Below are 19,268 nucleotides of genomic sequence, written 5' to 3' on the forward strand. Positions count from 1 at the left end.
TCGTTATGGCATCTCCTCGGCCCACGCGACATGTCCTTCGAAGCCAAGCGTTCTCGCCATCTCGCGGTAGCGATCTTTGAAGTGCGCGTAAGCCTCGACGTCACCTTGTGTGCGCGCCAGTAAAGCCCGCATTCGCTGCAGCCATGTCTCGCGCATCGCCAGGTGCCCATCGGCCGGCTCGGTCTCCACCCGTTCGATCGCGGCCTTGGCCTCGGTGATGTCGCTTTCGCTCCCGCGGTCGAGCAGTGTCTCCACCAACACGCCCGTCGTCAACACTCCCCACGAAAGCGCTTGTCCCCCAAGCATCAGATGGTCGACCGCAGCGCGCATCAGCGGTATCGCCCCGTCGCGATCGCCGCGGCGCGCCTGCTCACGGGCCACGTACACGTCGAGCATCGGGATATCGCACAGGAAGTGCCCCCCACGCCGGAACACTTCGCGGACCTCGGCCAGCAACTGCTGTCCGCGATCACGCTCGTCGTCGGTGTGGCGGTGCACCAGCGCGAGCCCCAGGGTCAGCCAGGCGACACCCAACTGGAGGTTGTCGCCGGACGGCTGAGCGATCACCAGCGCAGCCTCGATCTCGCCCACCGCGGAATCGTCGGGCCGAAGCGCGCCGGCCGGTATGCCCGTGGTGTACACGTAGCTGACGACCGTGACGTAGGAAAGGGAGTCGGCGCCGTGCGCCATGGCCAGGCCGCGCTGCAGGTCGTCTCGCCATCCGGGCCGACCCAGGGCCCACCGGGCGGTGCCCCGCTGGGCGAACGCGAGCGCCAGGGGAGAGCCGAAGAGGAAGTTCCCCTTGGTGGGGTCGCCGTCGGCCAGGTCGATGACCCGCTGCGACAAGCGATGCATCTCGGTCCACTCGCCGGTCCCGATCTTGGCGCGGATCGCAGTGAAGGACAGCCCCACCGTCAAAGTCGGGTCCCCGATGGACTCGATGAGGGCGATCGCCTCGGATGCCAGCCGCGACGCCTCACGCACCCTGTCCTGGAACGCGTGATCCACGACCAGCCCCGCCATCGCAATGGCCAGCGACGGCTTGTCCCCCGCGGCGTTGCACAGCTTCCGCAACTCGTCGAACCGGTCCCCGACGTCGTTCACATGCAGCCGCCAGGCGATTCCGCACAACATGGTGCGGGGAGCAATGCACATGGCTACCAGGTCCGGGTCGTCGGCGGTCAATGCGTCGGCGATCCGCGTGGCACTTTCCCAACTCAGCCGTGCCGCGGCGATGTCGCGGTACGTCGCCCACGCTGCCGCCCGCATGTGCCAGCCGTAGGCGTCCCGCAAGTCGCCCGCGGCTTCCAGGTGTTCGGCGATCAGCGCCGCGTTCTGGTCGGCGGCCTCCGGCTCACGCGCCTCGATGGCGCCGGCCAGCCGCCGGTGCATCGTCGCCCGATCAGACCGCAGTTGTGATTCATAAGCCACGCTGCGGATCAGCGGGTGGCGGAAGGCGAATTCAGCGCTGGGCGTGAAACGGACCTGATCGATCAGCGCGGCCTTCAGGAGCGCTTCGAGGACGGGTGCATTGCCCACCGCCTCGAGCAGTTCGGCCGTGAACCGCGAGCCGATCACCGCCGCGGCGTTCAGCGTCTGCTTGGCATCGGGATCCAGACGGTCGATGCGCGCGGCGATGGTGGCCTGCAGCGTCGCCGGGACCGTCACCTCGGCCAGATCCGTGCTGCAGGTGAAACCGCCGCGGTCACCTTCCAGCACCGCCCGCTCGGCGAGCTCGCGCACCATCTCCTGGGCGAAGAACGGGTTCCCCCCGGCCCGATCGGCAACGAGCGCTTTGATCCCGGCGACTGACGGATCGGGGCCCAGCAACTCGTCGAGCAGCGCGGCGGTTTCCGCCTCGCTCAGGGGTGAGAGCGAAATCGTCTGCGCCCCAGGCACACTCGCGAGTAGACCGCTGTACTCGGGCCGGTAAGTGATCAGCACCATTGACGGTGTCCGGGGAATGACGCTGAGGAAGTCTGCCACCAGCGAATCGCTGACCTCATCGATCCAGTGCGCATCCTCGATCACGTAGAGGACAGGCTGAGTGCGGGCCAGCGACATCGAGTTGATCAGTGCGGTCAACCGCCGTCGCCGCGCGTCCGGATGGATCGTCGGAGGAGGCGTGTCGGGGTCTCGAATGCCCACCAGGTCGTAGAGCAGCAGCACATCCTCGTCGGGGACGTCGGGGATCCTGGCACGCACCTGCGCCCGCGCCGCCTCGTCGTCGAGCTCGGCTATTCCGAGCCCTGCGCGCAACAACGCCGCGGCCGCGACAAAGGGGACATCGCTGGTGTGTGACTCGCAAAAGGCTGAAACCACCTCGACGCCCTTAACAAGCGCCAACGCGACAGCCTCATCAGCGAGTCGCGTCTTGCCGATGCCCGCCGGCCCCGCAACACAGACCACACATCCGCGCCCGCTCTTCGATCGATCCAGGAGGCCGGCGATCGTCGTGACTTCCAGCTCTCGCCCGACCAATGCGCCTTGTAAGTCACCACTTCGTTGCGGCCCGCCGGTCAGACTGATGAGACGACGAGCCAACACCGGGACAACGCTGCCCTTGATATGCACCTGTTCGGCGTCGGCCAACACGGCGGTGTGCGCAACGAGCCGGGCGGTGGATTCGCTGAGCATCACTCCACCCGGCGGCGCCACGGATTCCATCCGCTGCGCCATCCCCACCTGCTCCCCGATGGCGGTGTAGCCCAACGCTTTCGAACCGATTTCGCCCGCGATCACCTGACCGGAGTTGAGCCCCACCCGCAGTTGAAGATCCACACCGTCGCGCTCGCGGACGTCGACGGCAAGCGGCTTGATCTCCTCCTGAAGGCCCAGGGCCGCTAGACAGGCGCGGAAGGCGTGGTCCTCCATCGTCACCGGCGCGCCGAATACCGCCATGATCCCGTCGCCGGTGAACTTGTCCACCGTGCCCCCGTAGCGGTGCACCACCTTGGTGCAGCGGTGGACAAGTGCGGCCATGATTTCGCGCAGGCGCTCGGCGCCGACGGCCGCGGCGATGTCCATGGAATGCACCACGTCTGCGAACAGCACCGAGACTTGCTTGTATTCCGCATGTGCGGCGGATTCAGCAACCGGCGTGCCGCAGCCGTGGCAGAACCGCGCATCCTCAAGGAGTTCGGTGCCGCACGCCTGGCACGCTCCTACGGCCGCCATCCGACCCTCCGCCAATCCTTGCCCAGCGTTTGCTGGCTCCTCAAAGGATAGGCCGTCGGGTACTCCATGAGGGAGTCTTAAATTCCCACTCGGATGCTCGCGGCACAAAATTTTGGTGACGCAGGCGTCAGTCTTTCGCGAAGCAAAACAGCCGGTAGGAGGCCTCGCCGTTGCCCAGCCGGCGATAGATCAACGAACCCGGCCCACCCGCGTAGTCAACGGCTATCCCGCGCAGAAACGCGATATTCGGTAGCCGACGAGTGATTTGGTCGACGAACCGATTCCGCTCCAGCCCGCGCATGACCTCAGCGTTGATGACCCGTTCCGACAGGAGGTGCATCGGGATGTCGGCCAGGTCCGCCTCCCACGCGGCGATCTCGTCGGCGTAGCGAATATCGGCATACACGAACCGCCCGCCGGGGCGCAGGACGCGTTCGACCTCCGCGAAAAATCTGGGAACGTCTTGGTAGTTGATCGCGGCTTCGACATTGACCACTGCGTCGAAGGACCGATTCGGGAACGGCAGGCTTTCGGCGTTGCCCTGCACGAAGTTCAGGCCGGGCATGGTGTGCCTCTTTCGGCAGAACTCGATGCCCACGGTGTTCAGATCCAGGCCGGTGTAGGAAGCCGGGCGCAGAGTCCGCATCAGATACGATGCGCCCCCGCCGTGGCCGCAGCTCACCTCCAGCACGTCCTTGCCCGCGAGGTCGATCTGCGTGGCCGTGCGGTGGTAGAGCTGAATGGGGAATCGATCGGGCTCATCAGCCGCGGTAAGCGGCAACGACATTGGCGGGTCCTCCTCATATCCGTAATTCAGGAACAACACGTCGTCCCTCAGGAGGAGGCGGCTAAGAAATCGGTAGCCGTATTTAAAGCGCAAATTCAGAAGCCTCAGCGAGATTGGGTTGCGATTCAGCCGATCGATGACGCTTTCGATCGGTGTGCGTCGGAGCCGCGCATCGTCTTTGCTGCAAATCCGGCGTGGTGATAACGGCCGAGGTAACCTGACGCCCATGCTCAAGTCTCCCATTCCGGCCCTGCTGCGCGAACGCGCCAGCCTGGCGCCGAATCGGACGGCGTTCACGTTTATGAATTATGAACACGATTGGGCCGGCATTGAAGAGAGTTTGACGTGGGCGCAGCTGTATCGGCGGGCGCTGAACCTTGCGCACGAGCTTCGGTCGCACGGGTCAACCGGCGACCGCGCCCTGATATTGGCGCCCCAGGGGCTCGACTACGTCACCGCGTTTCTCGGCGCAATACAGGCCGGATTCATCGCGGTTCCGTTAGGTGCCGACAGCGACGAACGGGTCAGCTCGGTGCTGCACGACGCTTCCCCCTCGACCATTCTCACGACATCCTCAGTCGCGGGCGGTGTCGCCGGCCATCTCGCACCGAAGTCCGGCGAACCGGCGCCATCGCTGATCGAAGTCGACCTGTTGGACCTCGATTCGAAGAAGGCGCCCGCTGCGCGGGTCGAGACTTCAACGGAGACCGTGTATTTGCAATACACCTCGGGGTCGACGCGGGCCCCCGCCGGGGTCATGGTGTCGCACAAGAACATCCTGGCCAATTTCGCGCACATGAATGCCGCCTTCTTCGGGGACCACGGCGGAGTCGCCCCACCGGACAGCACGATGGTGTCCTGGTTGCCGCTCTATCACGACATGGGTTTGCAGTTAGGAGTTATGTTTTCGGTCCTGACGGGATTTCGCAGCGTGCTCACGAGTCCGGTTTCCTTCCTGCAGCGGCCGGCCCGATGGATGCAATTGCTGGCGCAGAACAGTCGGGCACATTCGGCAGCGCCTAACTTTGCCTTCCAACTGGCGGTTCGGAAAACCTCGGATGACGACCTCGCCGGACTTGACCTTGGCAACGTGTCTTGCATCTTCAACGGAGGCGAGCGGGTACAGCCCGCCACGTTGCGGCGCTTCGCCGAACGGTTCGCCCGCTTCAACCTTCAGGCCAAGGTGTTACGGCCATCGTATGGATTGGCAGAAGCCACGTTGTACGTCGCAACCCGCAAAGCCGGTCAACCACCGGAGATCGTTCATTTCGACTCCGAAGAGCTGACGGCGGGCCACGCGAAGCGTCAGGCGGACGCAGGCGGCACAGCGCTCGTCAGTTACGGCGTGCCGCGGTCGCCGTTGGTGCGCATCGTGGATCCGGAGAGCCGTGTTGAGTGTCCGGCGGGAACGACCGGTGAGATCTGGGTGCACGGAGACAACGTCGCCAGCGGGTACTGGCAGAAACCAAGCGACACTGAGCACACCTTCGGCGCAACGCTTGCCGCCCCATCGGCCGGCACCCCCGAAGGGCCTTGGTTGAGAACCGGGGACTTGGGCTTCATCTCCGACGGAGAGCTGTTCATGATCGGTCGCACCAAGGATCTTTTGATCGTCTATGGGCGCAACCACTGTCCCGACGACCTGGAGGGGACGATTCAGAGCGTCGCGCCGGGACGGTGCGCGGCGATTGCGATTCCGGACAAGGGAACCGAGAAGCTCGTCGCCATTATCGAGCTCAAGAATCGGGCCGGCCCAACCGACGGGCCGGGGGACGGATTCGACGTTGTCAAACGCAAAGTCACCTCTGCGATTTCCGACGTGCACGGGGTCAGTGTCGCAGACCTCGTTGTGGTAGCTCCGGGTTCGATTCCGATCACGACCAGCGGCAAGGTCAGGAGAGCGGCCTGCGTCGAGCGCTATCGCCAGAACCAGTTCGCCCGCTTGGACGCTTAGTGCCAAAGCCAAGGACGCTCGCGGAGTTCACGTATTGGTACCAGTACTCGTTGCGGGAAAACGGGCCGGGATTCAAGACCAAACATGCGCGATGGCGCTTGCCACTCCGTCAGCGTTATCAGTCATTGGTCGAGGGCAGGTATGGTGTCGAGATCGGCGGTCCGAGTCTGCTTTTCGGGACTGTGCTTCCCCTCTATCAAAAGGTCAGCGGACTGGATGGCGTCAACTTCTCCGCGGACACCATCTGGGAGGGACCTATCGAAGCCGGTGCGGGGTATCACTACCACCGGAACAAACGCGGCCGCCAATTCATCGCCGATGCCACCGATCTGCCTGAGTTCGCCACTGCCCGATACGATTTCCTATTGTCCTCGAATTGCTTAGAGCACACCGCGAACCCCTTGAAAGCCCTGCTGGAGTGGAAAAGGATCATCAAGGAGGGTGGGGCAGTGGTACTCGTGGTCCCGAACAGAGAGAACAACTTCGACCACCGGCGCCCGGTCACGACGTTCGAACACCTGCTGGATGATTTCGCCCGCGACGTCGGTGAGGACGACCTGACTCACCTCGATGAAATCTTGGCCCTGCACGACTTGCGCCGAGACTGGGCGGCAGGCGGACGTCAACAATTCAGGAAACGAAGCCTGAGGAACTTCCAGAACCGAACCCTTCACCATCACGTGTTTGATGTCGAGCTGATCGAAGAGATGCTGGACCGCGTTGGATTGGGGATCGTGGATCTGACAACCACACGAACCGACCTTTTCGCGCTCGCAATGAACACCGGCGCGGCGGCTACGCTGCCCACTCGGCGCGCACGGGACGTCATCGGGGCGCCGTGAGACGGTCCAACGCGCTGGGCACGCAATGCGAGCGCGCCTCGGCCGCGATTCGATACCGGTTGAATCCCAACGCCCTCCGATTCCTTTGCGAAAGCCACTTGGAGCTCCCACCGCAGCCCGCTTCCGGTCGTCGCATCCTTGTGCTGTTCGCACACTTCGATGTCCATGGCATCGTCGATCCTCACGTCGCCTACTACCTGAAGGCGCTGCACCGACTCGGAGCGACCATCGTTTTCGTTTCCGCCTCACCCGTCCTCTCGCCGGAATCAGTCGCTACCATCCGCCCCTTCTGTGCGGGCATCTACACGCGTCGCACGCTTTCCTTCGACTTCGGCTCGTGGCACCTCGCGTGGTGCGTCCTCAGGCAGCGCGGCTGGTCGCTCGATCAGTTCGACCGCTTCGTCATCGCCAACGACAGCGTCTTCGGTCCGCTCTTTCCTCTCGAAGAGATGTGGGCAACCTTCCACGGAGCTGACATGTACGGCGCAATCGAAAACACCCAGATGTTCTCCCACCTCCAGTCCTTTTTCCTGGCTTGGGATCTCAATTCGCGAACCCGCCCCTTCCTCAATGATCTGTGGGACGAGTTCCGGTACGCCGTCCACAAAGGTACCGTCATCTGGCGGTACGAGGTCGGCGTGTCCAGGCGTGCGCGGAGGGCCGGTCTGAGCGTCAAACCGTTCGTCTCCGCCGCCGCAATCAGAACCGCGGGAGGCCGCCCATCGCGGCTGTGGGATAGCAAACGCACCGGACGGAACAACGCCACCCTCTACTTTTGGGACGGCCTTATCAAGGACTTCCGCTTCCCGTTCCTCAAGGCGAGCGTGGTGCGTGACCCGCGCCGGCGCACGTCCGTGACGCACCTGCGCGACCTGATCGAGCAGCACACGCAATACCCCTACGGACTCATCCAGTCGAACGTCGAAAGGCTCGGCCGCAGAAGCTATTCCCCCTCCTAGGTAGGGTTCAGACGCTGCCCAGGCCGGCAGCAATCAACAGAACCCCCACCGCTGCGGTGACGGCGATCAAGATCCGCCGACGGTTCGCCAGCGCAAGCCTCTGCAGCTTCAGCACGACCGCCTGAGTTTTTGCCGGCAGGACCAGGTAGCAGACGAGTGGGATCTCCACAAGGGCAAGCACCACGAGCGTGAATGTCACAACTGCGGTGAGCTGGGTACCGATCGCGGCTCCGGAGGAGACGATGACGATGAGTACGACCAGGTAATCGATGGGCGGCATTGTCGACACCAGGCCGATCCCAAACGCGAGCCATGGGTTGCCGCCCTGCAACGCGCGGCCGGCGCGGGTTCTTATCCGTGCGATTGCGATCGATGTGGTTGGTCGGCGATCGGGGGCTACCGCAAAGCCGCCGTACGTTGGCATTTCGACACGCCGACGCGTCCGAATCCTCGCCGAGAGCAGTGCCGCGATCACCAGCGCGACCAGACCGACGGCGATCTGGAAGGACCCGCCTGTGAATCGGGAGACCGCGGACCTCATATTCTCCATGACCAGCGGTACCGACGTGCCCCTCACCATCATCAGGCCAAGAACCCCGATTCCGGGTGCGATACCGGCCGCCAGGCCGCCCAGCCAGTACGCGACCAGGTTGTGCTTCGGACGCGCGCGCGACATCAGGGCCGCGACGACGACCAGACGCGTCGGGTCCGTTGCCACCCAGAGCGCGAGTGCCAGCACCGTGGCCCACATCAGGCAGCGCGCTTCCGGTGAACGACGCCTTCGATCAGATCTGCCGCCGCGGTGATGCTTTCGGCAGGATCGGTCATTCGGGTGGCGATCACGCCGGCGCGAGCGGCGTATTGCGGGGCGCGGATGCGGCGTAGCTGTGCGACCAGCGACTTTTGGGTGCTGGTCGACAAGCGTTGAGCGCAACCAACTTTCATCCGGGTCGTCTGCGCCGCCCATATCGGCTGATCGGCCACGTCCCATAGGATCAACATCGGGATTCCGGCTCGAAGGGCTGCCGCGGTGGTGCCCGCGCCACCGTGATGGACGGCCGCGCGACAGAGCGGAAAGATGGCCGCATAGTTCACCTGGCCCACCAGCTTCACGTCATCGGCCTGTTGAACGCACGGAAAGCCGCTCGCATTACCATAAATCAGTGCGCGTTCGCCCAGCTCCGCGCAGGCCGCGACGATCATGGCGATCGTGTCTGCGGGGGATCGTACCGGTGTGCTGCCGAAGCCGAAGTAGATGGGCGGGGTGCCCGCACCGATCCACTTCGCCACCTCAGCGTCGGCATCCGTCGGCAACCGCATGGTCAGCGCGCCGACGAAGGGCCGCCGACCATTCCATTCGGCCGCCAGGTTGGGAAAGCAAGCTTTGTCGTAGGCCTGGATTTCGACCGATCCACGTTCTGCCATTCGCTTCGCCGCGGGGGCGGCTGCCCGCGGTAAGCCCAGTTCGCGTCGTTGCGTGTCGTCGGCGTCTTTGGTGATGCGCCAGTACAGCCACCACGCCGCCCTCAAGGTGGAGCGGACCAGGGGTGGCGGAGAGGGTAGGGAAGGCAGGGCGAGCTGTCCGTTGACGCAGATCGGCATGTGGTGGATCGCCGCCAGCGGAATGTCGTAGTACTCAGCGATATTGGCTACGACACCGTGGTACGTCTGGCCGGTGACAAGTATGTCGGCCCCGTCCGCCAGCGCGGCCAGCGTCCGGCCCATCTGCGCCCAACCCTCGACGAAAAGCTCGCTGACTGAGCGCACGAAGTCGATGGGATTCTGCAGCGTGAAGGCGTGATGGACGACGTCGGCGAGCGCGCTGACCTGCCGTTGCGAATCCGGTCCGTATCCGACCGCGCGAAGGCCGGCCGACTCGACGAAGTCAAGCAGGTCGGGCGGAGCCGCGATGTGCACTTCATGGCCTCTGTGCAGCAATTCCAAACCGACCGCGGCGCAGGGCTCGACGTCACCGCGCGTTCCATGGGCGGCCAAGACGATTTTCATCAGGACACCTGAACCGCTGCACCCACGAAACGTCCGTCCGCGACACGCTGCAACACGGATTTCATGGCACTCACGTAGCGGAGCACGGAGTCTTTGGCGATCGCGTTTTTGGGCAGGTTCACCCACATCGACACCTCATCGAAGAGACGGATCACCGAAAAGTAAAGGTGCGCCGGATCTCTGGGGTCGCAGTAGATGCTGACGTTCGCGTCCTTCATGTGGGAGGTGACGGTGGCAGAGAAGGGTGGCAGGCCGGCATCCATGTAGTTGACCATCGTGCAGTTCGGGCCCCATGACCTGAGCCACGGTGCCAACTTCAATATCTCGTTGAACGACACGTTGGCGAGGTCCATATTGGAATCGAAGGATGCCTGCGCCGCACGGGCGGTCTCTGCGAAGGAAGCCGGGTTTACCGGCACGGTGAAGGGCACGACACCGGTGAACCAGCCCATCGTCGCAAATTCTGCCAGGGACCTGCGCTTGTCAGTGGGTGCGAGGCCATAATATGTTGTGGCTCCGGTTAACTCGTACTGCGCGAGTGCGATACAGGCGAATAAACCTCCGCTGACACGGGCCCCCGCCGCGATGCAGCGGGATTCGAATTCGGCCGTTTGTTCCTGATTCATCAGCCGATCGACTACCACGTCGCCGCCCGTGGCCTGCGAGAGATCACCGAGCGGCAGCGGGAAGTCCGGTAGGGTTCCGCCGTTGTTCTCGGCGAATTCGATCCATTTACGAACCTCGGCGGAGTCCAAGGTCAGGGATGCCACGTGCTGCTGTTCCCGTATGCAGAAGTCGTCATGACTGGCCGGGGGCGGCGCCTGAGCCAGCGCACGCCCAGCCACCAGAAGGCGGTAGTTCATCACGATTTCGGTGTACAGGCCCGCGATAATCGTCGGGTCACAGTGGAGATGATCGACGATCGCGAAAATGGTGAAGTGGCCTTCGCGCTGAATGATGCCGAACCTGAAGCAATCCCACTGCAACGGATCCGGAGTGGACAGCACACGCTGGTGCCACTCGGTTCGCGTCATGTTGTCCTGCCGGATCGGGACGAATTCGATGTCGGCTGGGTCAACGATCGTGTGCCGCACAATGTTTCCCGCGTCGCCGTACTCGAACCAACTGTGATACGTCTTGTGCCGGCGGAGGTGAGAGTTGATGACGTAGCTCATGGCTCGGACATCGCATCGGCCGGATTCATCTCCCGAACCGATCACCAGCCTCGCATAGTCGAGTCCGCGGGCCGCGTAACGGGAAAAGCCGCGAAGGTGCGCGTCTTGCATTGCGCTAAGCGGTACCTCACTTATCGGAGCTTGCCGGGCCTTAGCCAGCGCGGCGGGCGAGGCCTGCCAAAGAACGATCCTGCCCGCCTCTGGTGCCCAGTCATGGACTGTCCCCACGAACAGCCCGCGCGCTGGCCCCGCACCTATGAACACACATCCCTCCTTCAGTCCAGTTGCGGCTCGGCTGACGCTTGGACGCCATGGCCTATCTCCACGGTGCCGAGACCATTTGAGGGAGCGAGCCTTTCGCACAAGAGGCCGGCCAGGCCCTGAATGGTGGTGATGTCATTGGTGGTAACGCGAATGCCCGTTTCGGACTCGATGCGGGTGCGCAGCTCGAGGTTGCCCATGGAGTCGAGGCCATATTCGGAGAGGGGGTGGTCAGGATCGATGGTGCGGCGCAGAATCAGGCTGACCGCGTCGGAGATTATTCGACGCAGTCGGACGGGCCATTCCTCCGATGGCAGCCCGTACAACTCGTTCAACAGTTCGCCCGCGTCCGAGGCGCTTTGGTCGCTGGACCGGAACAGTTCAGCGAACCGGCTGCGTTGGGCGTAGGCGGCGAACCACGGCGTTCCCGCCAACGTTGCATACCCGGAGTACGGGCGGCCGTGGCGCAACAGAGCCTGGAACGCATAGGCGCCGTCGTCTGCGGTGAAAGCGGTATCACGCCAATGCGCGAGGGCGGTGCCTTCGCCATCGCGGCCGGGGGTCGTTTGTTCGCCGGCCTCGGCTTGGACTTCGGCCGCGCGGCCCACCTCGGTCCACAACGCCCATCCGATCCCAGTGGCGGGTAGGCCCTGACTTCGGCGCCAGCGCGCGAATGCGTCCAGCCAACCATTGGCGGCGGCGTACGCCCCTTGCCCGGGCGAACCCAGCAGCCCTACGGCCGAGGAGAACAAACAGAACCAATCCAAGGCAAGGGTGGCGGTCGCTTGGTGTAAGTTCCACGCGCCGTGAACCTTTGGGGCCCAGTTGCGGCTGATGAGCTCGTCGGTCATATTGGCCAGCATCGCGTTTTCGAAGACCGCGGCGGCGTGCAGTATGCCGCGCAACGGAAGCCCGGTGGCGGTCGCCGCCCTCACCAGACGCGGCGCTGTGTCGACGTCGGTGATGTCACCGCATTCAACCGCGATGTCGGTGCCCATCGCCCGAATGAGCTCGATCGTTTCCAGCGCCTTGGAATTGGGCTCAGAACGGGAGCTGAGCACTATGCGGCCACAGCCACCCTCGGCCATTTTCTCGGCGAGAAAGAGTCCTATGCCACCCAGCCCGCCGGTGACGATGTAGGAGCCGTCTTGGCGGAAGGGCCGGGCCTGCTCGGGCGGTACCACCACGTTGGTTTGTCCGGACTGGGGCACGTCGAGCACTACCTTGCCCGTCTGCTCTGCCGCGCTGATCGCTCGGACAGCGCTGGCGGCATCACCGAGCGGATAGTGGCTGATCTCCGGTAACGGCAACTCGCCGTCTGCGACATGCCGGTACACCGTGCTCAGCAGGTCACCCACGCGCTGTGGATGGCTGTGCGACATCAGTCCCAGGTCGACGTAGTGAAACGTGAGATTGCGATGGAACGGGAACAGGCCAAGCCGGGTGTTGGCGTAGACGTCCCGCTTACCGATCTCCACAAATCGTCCGCCGATGGACAGCAGTTCTAGCCCGGCACGCTGGGCGGCGCCGGCCAGGGAGTTGACCACGATGTCCACCCCGCCACCGTCGGTGTCCCGGCGGATCTGGTCGGCGAAATCGGTGCTGCGGGAGTCGTAAACGCGCTGAATGCCCATGCCATGCAGTAATTTCCGGCGCTCCTTGCTGCCTGCGGTGGCGAAAATCTCGGCTCCCGCGGCGCGCGCGATCGCGATCGCCGCCCGTCCCACGCTGCCCGTGGCGGAGTGGATCAACACCCGGTCACCGGTGGCGATCCTGGCCTGATCGTGCAGCGCATACCACGCGATGGCATGCGGGGTGGTCACCGCTGCAGCCTGGGCCTCGGTGAGGCCCGGCGGCAGCTCCACGGCCAGGCGGGCGTCACAGGTGACGAACGTGGCCCAGCAACCGTTTGTGCAGAACCCGCCGACACGGTCACCCACACGGTGGGTGGTCACGCCGGGACCGACGGCGGTCACCACGCCGGCAAAATCCATGCCGAGCCGGGGTGCGTCTTCGTCGAGACTGGGATATCGTCCGCGGGCCAAGAGGACGTCCGCGAAATTGACGCCGGACGCGCTCACCCTGACTTCAATCTCGCCCCGCTCCGGCGGAACGCGTTGCAACGCAGCAGCTTCCATCGTTTCCAAGTCGCCTGGCGCGCGGATCCGCATGCGCAGGCCATCGCGCTGGTTATTCACCTCGGTGGTTCGCCGCTCCTCGGGGCGTAGCGGTGCGGGGCTCAGCCGTGCCGTATACCACTGGCCGTTCCGCCAGGCTGTCTCGTCCTCCTCCGCGTCGCCTAGCAGTTGCCGTGCCAGCTGCTCGGCCCCGCTGTCCTCCTCCATGTCGATCTGGGTGGCGCGCAGATGCGGATATTCAGTGCCGATCGTGCGCAACAGGCCGCGCAGCCCGGATAGCTCGAGGTTCACCACGTCGCCCGGCAACACGCTCTGTGCCTTCTGTGTCACGACGTAAAGGCGGGGGGGTTCTTCGTCAATGTCCGTGATCTCGCGGATAATTCGCACCAGGTGACGCACATGGTCCTCGCCGAGCCGGTCCCACCTTTCCTCCGGGTTGCCGTTTTGGGGGCCGGTCAGTATGACGACTCCGCTGATCTGCTCGGCAAGATGGATGCGGAGCGCTTCGGTGTTCGCCCCGTGATCGGCATGCTCCGGCCAGGTCATGGTCGCGCATCGGGCGCCCTCGAGCTTCAATGTGTCGGCCAGTCGTGTCGCCATCGCGCCGGCGCCGGCGGAAATGCTGATCAGCAAGGACGTTCCCGGGGCGATGTGTTCCACGTCCGGCAATGTGCGCTGCTTCCACTCGACGGTCAGCAGCCGCTCGTTCAGCACGCGATCGCGGTTTACGCTCTCGGTCGCCCCGGTCCCCAGCTGCAATCCGCGCACGGCCAGCAGGACCGTGCCGGACTCGTCGAGCACATCGAGGTCGGCCTCCAACCCTGCCAGGTCCGCCCGCGTCACCGTCGTAAAGCAGTAGCGCGCGGTGCGGGCGGACCCGTAGGCACGGATTCGGCCCACCCCCAGCGGCAGCAGCAGACCGGCGTTGCCTGCGATGTGGGCGCCGGGATGGGCCGCGACCGATTGGAAACAGGCATCCAGCAAGGCGGGATGCACCGCGTAGGCGCTGTGTTGCGAGCGGATGGGTCCGGGTAGGCCCACCTCACCCAGCACCGTCTCGACAGTTTCGTCTGAGCGGTGAACCGCAGCCAGTCCGGCGAACGCAGGACCATATTGCAAACCGTGCCGGTCGAACTGCTTCCGCAGCTCGGTCCCGTCGAGCCGGCATGGGTGGGCCGCGATCAGGGCGGCCATGTCGTACGCCGGTGGCTGCTCTTCGTCCACACCCGCATGCAGCATCGCGGTCGCCCGGCGAACCTGCGTGCCGTCCTGGAGGGTCTCCACCGCAAAGTCGATCGCGCCCGCCGCGGTCACCGCCGCAACCGCCGATACCGGTGTCTCGTTGTCCAGCAACAGCATCGCCTCGAAGCGGATGTCGCGGACTTCGGACCTCTCGCCAAAAACGTTGCGAGCCGCGGCCAACGCCATCTCGCAGTAGGCCGCGCCCGGGAGTGCGGAGACATTGTGTACCCGGTGGTCGCCCAGCCAGGGCTGCGCCGCGGTGCCGACCTCGCCCTGCCAAACGTGGCGCTCCGGCTCCTCGTGCAACCGGACATGCGCCCCCATCAACGGGTGCACCGCAACCGTGCAGGCGCCGCGTGCCCGCAGATCCGGACCCGTGCGGGTCAGCAGCATCGGCCGGTGACTCCACGCCGGCAGCGGTGCGTCCACCAGCCGCCCGCCCGGCAGGATCACCGAAAAGTCCAGTGCGGCACCGGCACCGAACAGATCCGTCAAGAACCCGCGCAGTCCGTGCGGCAGCGCTTGCTCTCGGCGCATTGCGGCGAGCGCTGCCGCCGGCATGCCGACGCTGGCGGCGGTTTGCTCGACCGCGTGGGTGAGTAAAGGGTGGGGAGCCAACTCCGCGAAGACCCGGAAGCCGTCTTCCGACGCCGCCTGAACCGCCGCGGCGAAGCGAACCATGTGCCGCAAGTTGTCCGACCAGTACCAGGCATCACACACGGGCTGCTCACGCGGGTCGAACGCGGTCGCGGAGTAGAAGGGCAACTCCGGTGTCCTGGGAGCGATCTCGGCCAGCGCGCCGGCCAACTCGCCGAGGATCGGATCGACAAGCGGCGAGTGCGAGGCCACATCGACCGCGATCTCGCGCGCTGGCACTTCCCGTTGCTCCCACGCGGTGACCAGATCGCGGACCGTCGATGCGGCGCCGCCGATGACCGACGAGTGCGGCGAGGCCACCACCGCCAGCACGACATCGTCGATGCCGCGGGCCATCAGTTCCAAAAGGACTTGTTCGGCGGGCAGCTCCACCGACGCCATCGCGCCGGAGCCGGCGATCGTCGACATCAGCCGCGATCGGCGGCAGATCACGCGGACGCCGTCTTCCAGCGATAACGCTCCCGCCACCACCGCGGCCGCGGCTTCGCCCATCGAGTGCCCGATCACCGCGCCCGGCTGAACTCCGTATGCCCTCATCGTGGCCGCGAGTGCGACCTGCATGGTGAACAGCGCGGGTTGAATCCGATCAATCCCGCTCACCGTCTCGGGGGCCGAAATAGCCTCGGTGACAGAGAATCGCGACTCTTCGGCGATCAGCGGCTCTACCTTGGCCACGGTCGCGGCGAACACCGGTTCGGTCGCGAGCAGCCCGGCGCCCATTGCCGCCCACTGCGACCCCTGTCCGGAGAACAGCCACACCGGGCCCCGATCGTCCTGCCCGGCCGCGGGCTGGTAGGGAAAATCGCCCGCCGCGATCGCGCGCAGACCCTCGGTCAGCTCGTCGATGCTGCGTGCGATGACCGCCGTCCGCACCGGCCGGTGCGCCCGCCGGCGGGCGAGCGTGTACGCCAGATCCGTTGGCGCGAAATCGAACGCCCGCGTGGCCGCCCAGTCGGCGAGACGCTCCGCGGTCTGCCGCAGTCCGGTGGAAGACGTGGCCGACAGCGCGAACAGCAGCGGGCCGTCGATTCCAGGAGGGCTGGGTGCGGTCGTATCGGGTGCTTGTTCCACGATCGCGTGCACGTTGGTTCCCGAGAAGCCGTACGACGACACCGCCGCCCGCCGGGGCTTTCGCCGACCGTTGCCGGGCCACCGGGTATTCTCTTGTGGCACAAAGAGGTTGGTTTCGATCGCGGCGAGATCATCAGGTAGTCGGGTGAAGTGCAGGTTGCGTGGAATGACGCCGTGCTGCAGCGCGAGGACAGCCTTCATCAACCCCAGCGCCCCGGCGGCCGATTGGGTGTGCCCGAAGTTCGTCTTCACCGATGCCAGCGCGCACGGCCCGTCGAGGCCGTAAACCTCTGCCAGGCTTGCGTATTCGATGGGATCGCCGACGGGAGTTCCGGGGCCGTGCGCCTCGACCATGCCTATGGTGCGGGCGTCGACCCCGGCAAGGGCCAACGCCGACCGGTAGGCCTCGACCTGTGCCGTCCTCGACGGCGTCACGATATTCACGGTGTGGCCGTCCTGGTTCGCGGCCGTACCCCGTAGCACGGCCAGGATCCGGTCGCCGCCGCGGAGCGCGTCCGGCAACCGCTTGAGCAGCAGGACGACGCATCCTTCGCCCACCACGAATCCGTCGGCCGCGACGTCGAACGCGTGGCAGCGTCCGGTCGGCGACAGCATGCCGATGGCGGAACCCGAACAAGATTTACGGGGTTCGAGCGACACCGACGCACCGCCCGCCAGGGCGATGTCGCTTTCGTCGTCATGCAAGCTGCGACAGGCCACGTGGATCGCAGCGAGGCCGGACGAACACGCGGTGTCCACCGTCATCGCCGGACCGCGCAGCCCCAGCGTGTAGGCAATCCGCCCGGAGCCCATGGCGAAGCTGTTGCCCATGTATCCGTATGGCCCCTCCAACGCGTTGGCCTCGGCATGGACGAATTGATAGTCGTCATGCATCAACCCCATGAACACGCCGGTGCGCGAGTCGGTCAGCGCACGCGGCGTGAGGCCGCCGTGCTCTATGGCTTCCCATGAGGTTTCCAGCAGCAAGCGATGCTGCGGATCCATCGCGGTCGCCTCTTTCTCGGTGATGCCGAAGAACTCGGCATCGAAGCCCGCGACGTCGTCGAGGAATGCGCCCCACTTACACACTGACCGTCCCGGCACGCCGGCTTGCGGGTCGTAGTATTCGTCGGCATCCCACCGCTCCGGTGGAACTTCGGTGACCAGGTCGTCGCCGCGCAGCAGCGCCTCCCACAACTGGTCCGGCGAGGTGATGCCGCCGGGCAGCCGGCACGCCATGCCGATGACGGCGACGGGGGTGACAGGCTCCCTGACTATCTGGACCGTGGACATCGCCGATCCCGAGTTCCCGACCCAGTGCGGATGAGCCCGAACAATGCCGTTTCCTCCTCATAGCAAAGGCGGAGCTGCGCTGCGGTCTGCCTTATCGCGGGGTAGTAACCACTCGGTTGTCAGGCTGCCTACTGCGACGCCGATATTGCGAATGTGTAGTCGGGCTGGAGCTTTTCTGCAGGTCAGTCGCCTCAGGGCGGCTGCGGCTTACTGGTCATGCGTTCAGTGCTTACAGATGTTAGCGAAAAACCATCGGACCGTCGCGGTATCTGCGACCACTAATTGGAGTGCACCCGAGTTAACTGAAGTGCAGAGGCTCGGCTGCGTGAGCCGCGCGAACCGTATCTGGGGAGGGCTTGCGAAGGGACACCGGGGCGGCCGCGTGCGCTTGAGGCTTGTGGAGCCTAGGGGAATCGAACCCCTGACACCCGCCTTGCAAAGGCGGTGCTCTACCAACTGAGCTAAGGCCCCTCGTCGTGATCGAGCGGCTGACCTTGGTCATCCACGGCCACGTGCCAGACCTCGACCCCGCGCCGGGACCACGCCACCGCTGCCAATACGGCGATAAGTCCCAGCGGCAGTGCGAGTCTTAAGCAACGTCTTGACGGGCACATGGTTGTGGGCCTAGGAGGACTCGAACCTCCGACCTCTTCGTTATCAGCGAAGCGCTCTAACCGCCTGAGCTATAGGCCCGTACTCGCGTACGGCCGAGCGACGAGATTACCGCAATCCTGGCCCTACTCCCAAAAGCGCTGCACCCACGCTAGTCGCGATCCGCCAACGTGACCTCGATGCCGCCGATCAGGTCGGTCGTCAGGTTGTAGACGAACGCGGCGATGGTGGCCGCCGCGGTCAGCAGCACGATGTTCACCAGGCCGATCAGGACGGCACCACCGAAAATCGTGCCGCTGGACACCAGTTCACCGCTGCTGCCGCTGGTGTTGTTCAGGAGGTCTCCGACGTTGCTGTTCAACTTCGACCACACGCCCATGCCGCCGAGCACCAGGTACAGAAACGCGACGGCGATCATCCAGACGAAGAACAGCGCCACCGAGAGCAGCAGCGACACCTTCAACGTGCTCCATGGATCAATGCGGCGGATCTGCATGCTGGCGCGCACCGGGCCGCGCGTCCGGCGTGACACCTGTACCCGGTTATCGCGATTTTCTCGGCCCTCCCGGCTTTCGGCGGTGGCCGGGCGTCCACCTCCCGATGAGGTCGACGACTCCGCAGGCCGCTCGGGGGCCGGCTTGCGGTGCGGGCCGCGCGGCACGGGGCCGGACAGGTCCGGTAATTCGCTGGCGTAGGCCTCGGTCGGCGAAGTCTCACCGCGCGTGCCGGCCGGCTCCGGCTCTTTGGCATGCGCCGGAGCACCGGTCCCCGGCGCCGCGGTACCGGAGATGAAGCGGTTCAGCCGAGCTTCGACGCCACCGGCCGGGCCCGAAGGTCGCTTCTCTGTGAAGGGCTCGTTCTGTCGAGGGCCCGGGTCCTGGGGACGGGCGCCACCGCGCTGCCACGGTGGTCCATCCCCACCCTCCTGGGTGCGGCCGCCCTGTGCGGGCGGCGCCCCGTGGCGCGCACCGGCGCGTTCGACCGAACCTTCCCCGTTGGGGCCATCCCCCTGCTTGGGGGCGCCCGGCTCGTTCGGTGAGGTCACCCCGACTCCTTTGGTCTCCTACCCTGGCCGCCCAAGCGGTGGCAGTCA

Annotated in this window: 10 protein-coding genes and 2 tRNA genes; 3 read left to right on the top strand and 9 right to left on the bottom strand. The window is 65.2% G+C overall.

Features of this window, described 5'->3' with window-relative positions:
* Positions 1-3: 3 nt before the first annotated feature.
* Both AC5Y4H_RS03040 and AC5Y4H_RS03045 read right to left on the bottom strand, forming a co-directional pair.
* A complete protein-coding gene (locus AC5Y4H_RS03040) occupies positions 4-3,177 on the bottom strand; it encodes an AAA family ATPase (RefSeq protein WP_499978437.1) in 3,174 nt (1,057 codons plus the stop codon).
* Between the two features lie 127 nt (positions 3,178-3,304).
* Positions 3,305-4,114 (bottom strand): phthiotriol/phenolphthiotriol dimycocerosates methyltransferase, encoded by an 810-nt coding sequence (locus AC5Y4H_RS03045; RefSeq protein ID WP_499978627.1) that lies wholly within the window; start codon positions 4,112-4,114, stop codon positions 3,305-3,307.
* A gap of 76 nt (positions 4,115-4,190) precedes the next feature.
* On the opposite strand from AC5Y4H_RS03045, the gene AC5Y4H_RS03050 reads away from it, so the two are divergent.
* The 3 genes from AC5Y4H_RS03050 to AC5Y4H_RS03060 all read left to right on the top strand — a co-directional run bounded on the left by AC5Y4H_RS03050 (position 4,191) and on the right by AC5Y4H_RS03060 (position 7,719).
* Positions 4,191-5,918: an AMP-binding protein gene (locus AC5Y4H_RS03050; RefSeq protein WP_499978438.1), complete on the top strand. Its 1,728-nt coding sequence runs from the start codon at positions 4,191-4,193 to the stop codon at positions 5,916-5,918.
* A gap of 50 nt (positions 5,919-5,968) precedes the next feature.
* Positions 5,969-6,760, top strand: a complete 792-nt coding sequence (locus AC5Y4H_RS03055) for a class I SAM-dependent methyltransferase (protein WP_499978440.1) — start codon at positions 5,969-5,971, stop codon at positions 6,758-6,760.
* A 140-nt stretch (positions 6,761-6,900) separates the two neighbouring features.
* On the top strand, positions 6,901-7,719 hold the full coding sequence (locus tag AC5Y4H_RS03060; RefSeq protein WP_499978441.1) for a rhamnan synthesis F family protein: 819 nt from the start codon (positions 6,901-6,903) through the stop codon (positions 7,717-7,719).
* A 7-nt stretch (positions 7,720-7,726) separates the two neighbouring features.
* Here AC5Y4H_RS03060 and AC5Y4H_RS03065 read toward each other — a convergent pair whose 3' ends face one another.
* The 7 genes from AC5Y4H_RS03065 to AC5Y4H_RS03095 form a co-directional block, all read right to left on the bottom strand.
* On the bottom strand, positions 7,727-8,458 hold the full coding sequence (locus tag AC5Y4H_RS03065; protein WP_499978443.1) for a GAP family protein: 732 nt from the start codon (positions 8,456-8,458) through the stop codon (positions 7,727-7,729).
* 11 nt (positions 8,459-8,469) lie between these two features.
* Positions 8,470-9,726: a glycosyltransferase gene (locus AC5Y4H_RS03070; protein ID WP_499978445.1), complete on the bottom strand. Its 1,257-nt coding sequence runs from the start codon at positions 9,724-9,726 to the stop codon at positions 8,470-8,472.
* A complete protein-coding gene (locus AC5Y4H_RS03075; RefSeq protein ID WP_499978447.1) occupies positions 9,726-10,901 on the bottom strand; it encodes an acyltransferase in 1,176 nt (391 codons plus the stop codon). The genes AC5Y4H_RS03070 and AC5Y4H_RS03075 overlap by 1 nt, the downstream gene beginning before the upstream one ends.
* 275 nt (positions 10,902-11,176) lie before the next feature.
* The gene (pks2, locus tag AC5Y4H_RS03080) at positions 11,177-17,563 is read right to left on the bottom strand and encodes a sulfolipid-1 biosynthesis phthioceranic/hydroxyphthioceranic acid synthase (protein ID WP_499978448.1); all 6,387 of its coding nucleotides are present in this window, start codon (positions 17,561-17,563) and stop codon (positions 11,177-11,179) included.
* 398 nt (positions 17,564-17,961) lie between these two features.
* A tRNA-Ala gene (locus tag AC5Y4H_RS03085) sits at positions 17,962-18,034 on the bottom strand.
* 148 nt (positions 18,035-18,182) lie between these two features.
* A tRNA-Ile gene (locus tag AC5Y4H_RS03090) sits at positions 18,183-18,256 on the bottom strand.
* A 70-nt stretch (positions 18,257-18,326) separates the two neighbouring features.
* On the bottom strand, positions 18,327-19,220 hold the full coding sequence (locus AC5Y4H_RS03095; protein ID WP_499978449.1) for a DUF3566 domain-containing protein: 894 nt from the start codon (positions 19,218-19,220) through the stop codon (positions 18,327-18,329).
* Positions 19,221-19,268: the final 48 nt, after the last annotated feature.

The organism is Mycobacterium sp. NGS58 (assembly GCF_059812385.1).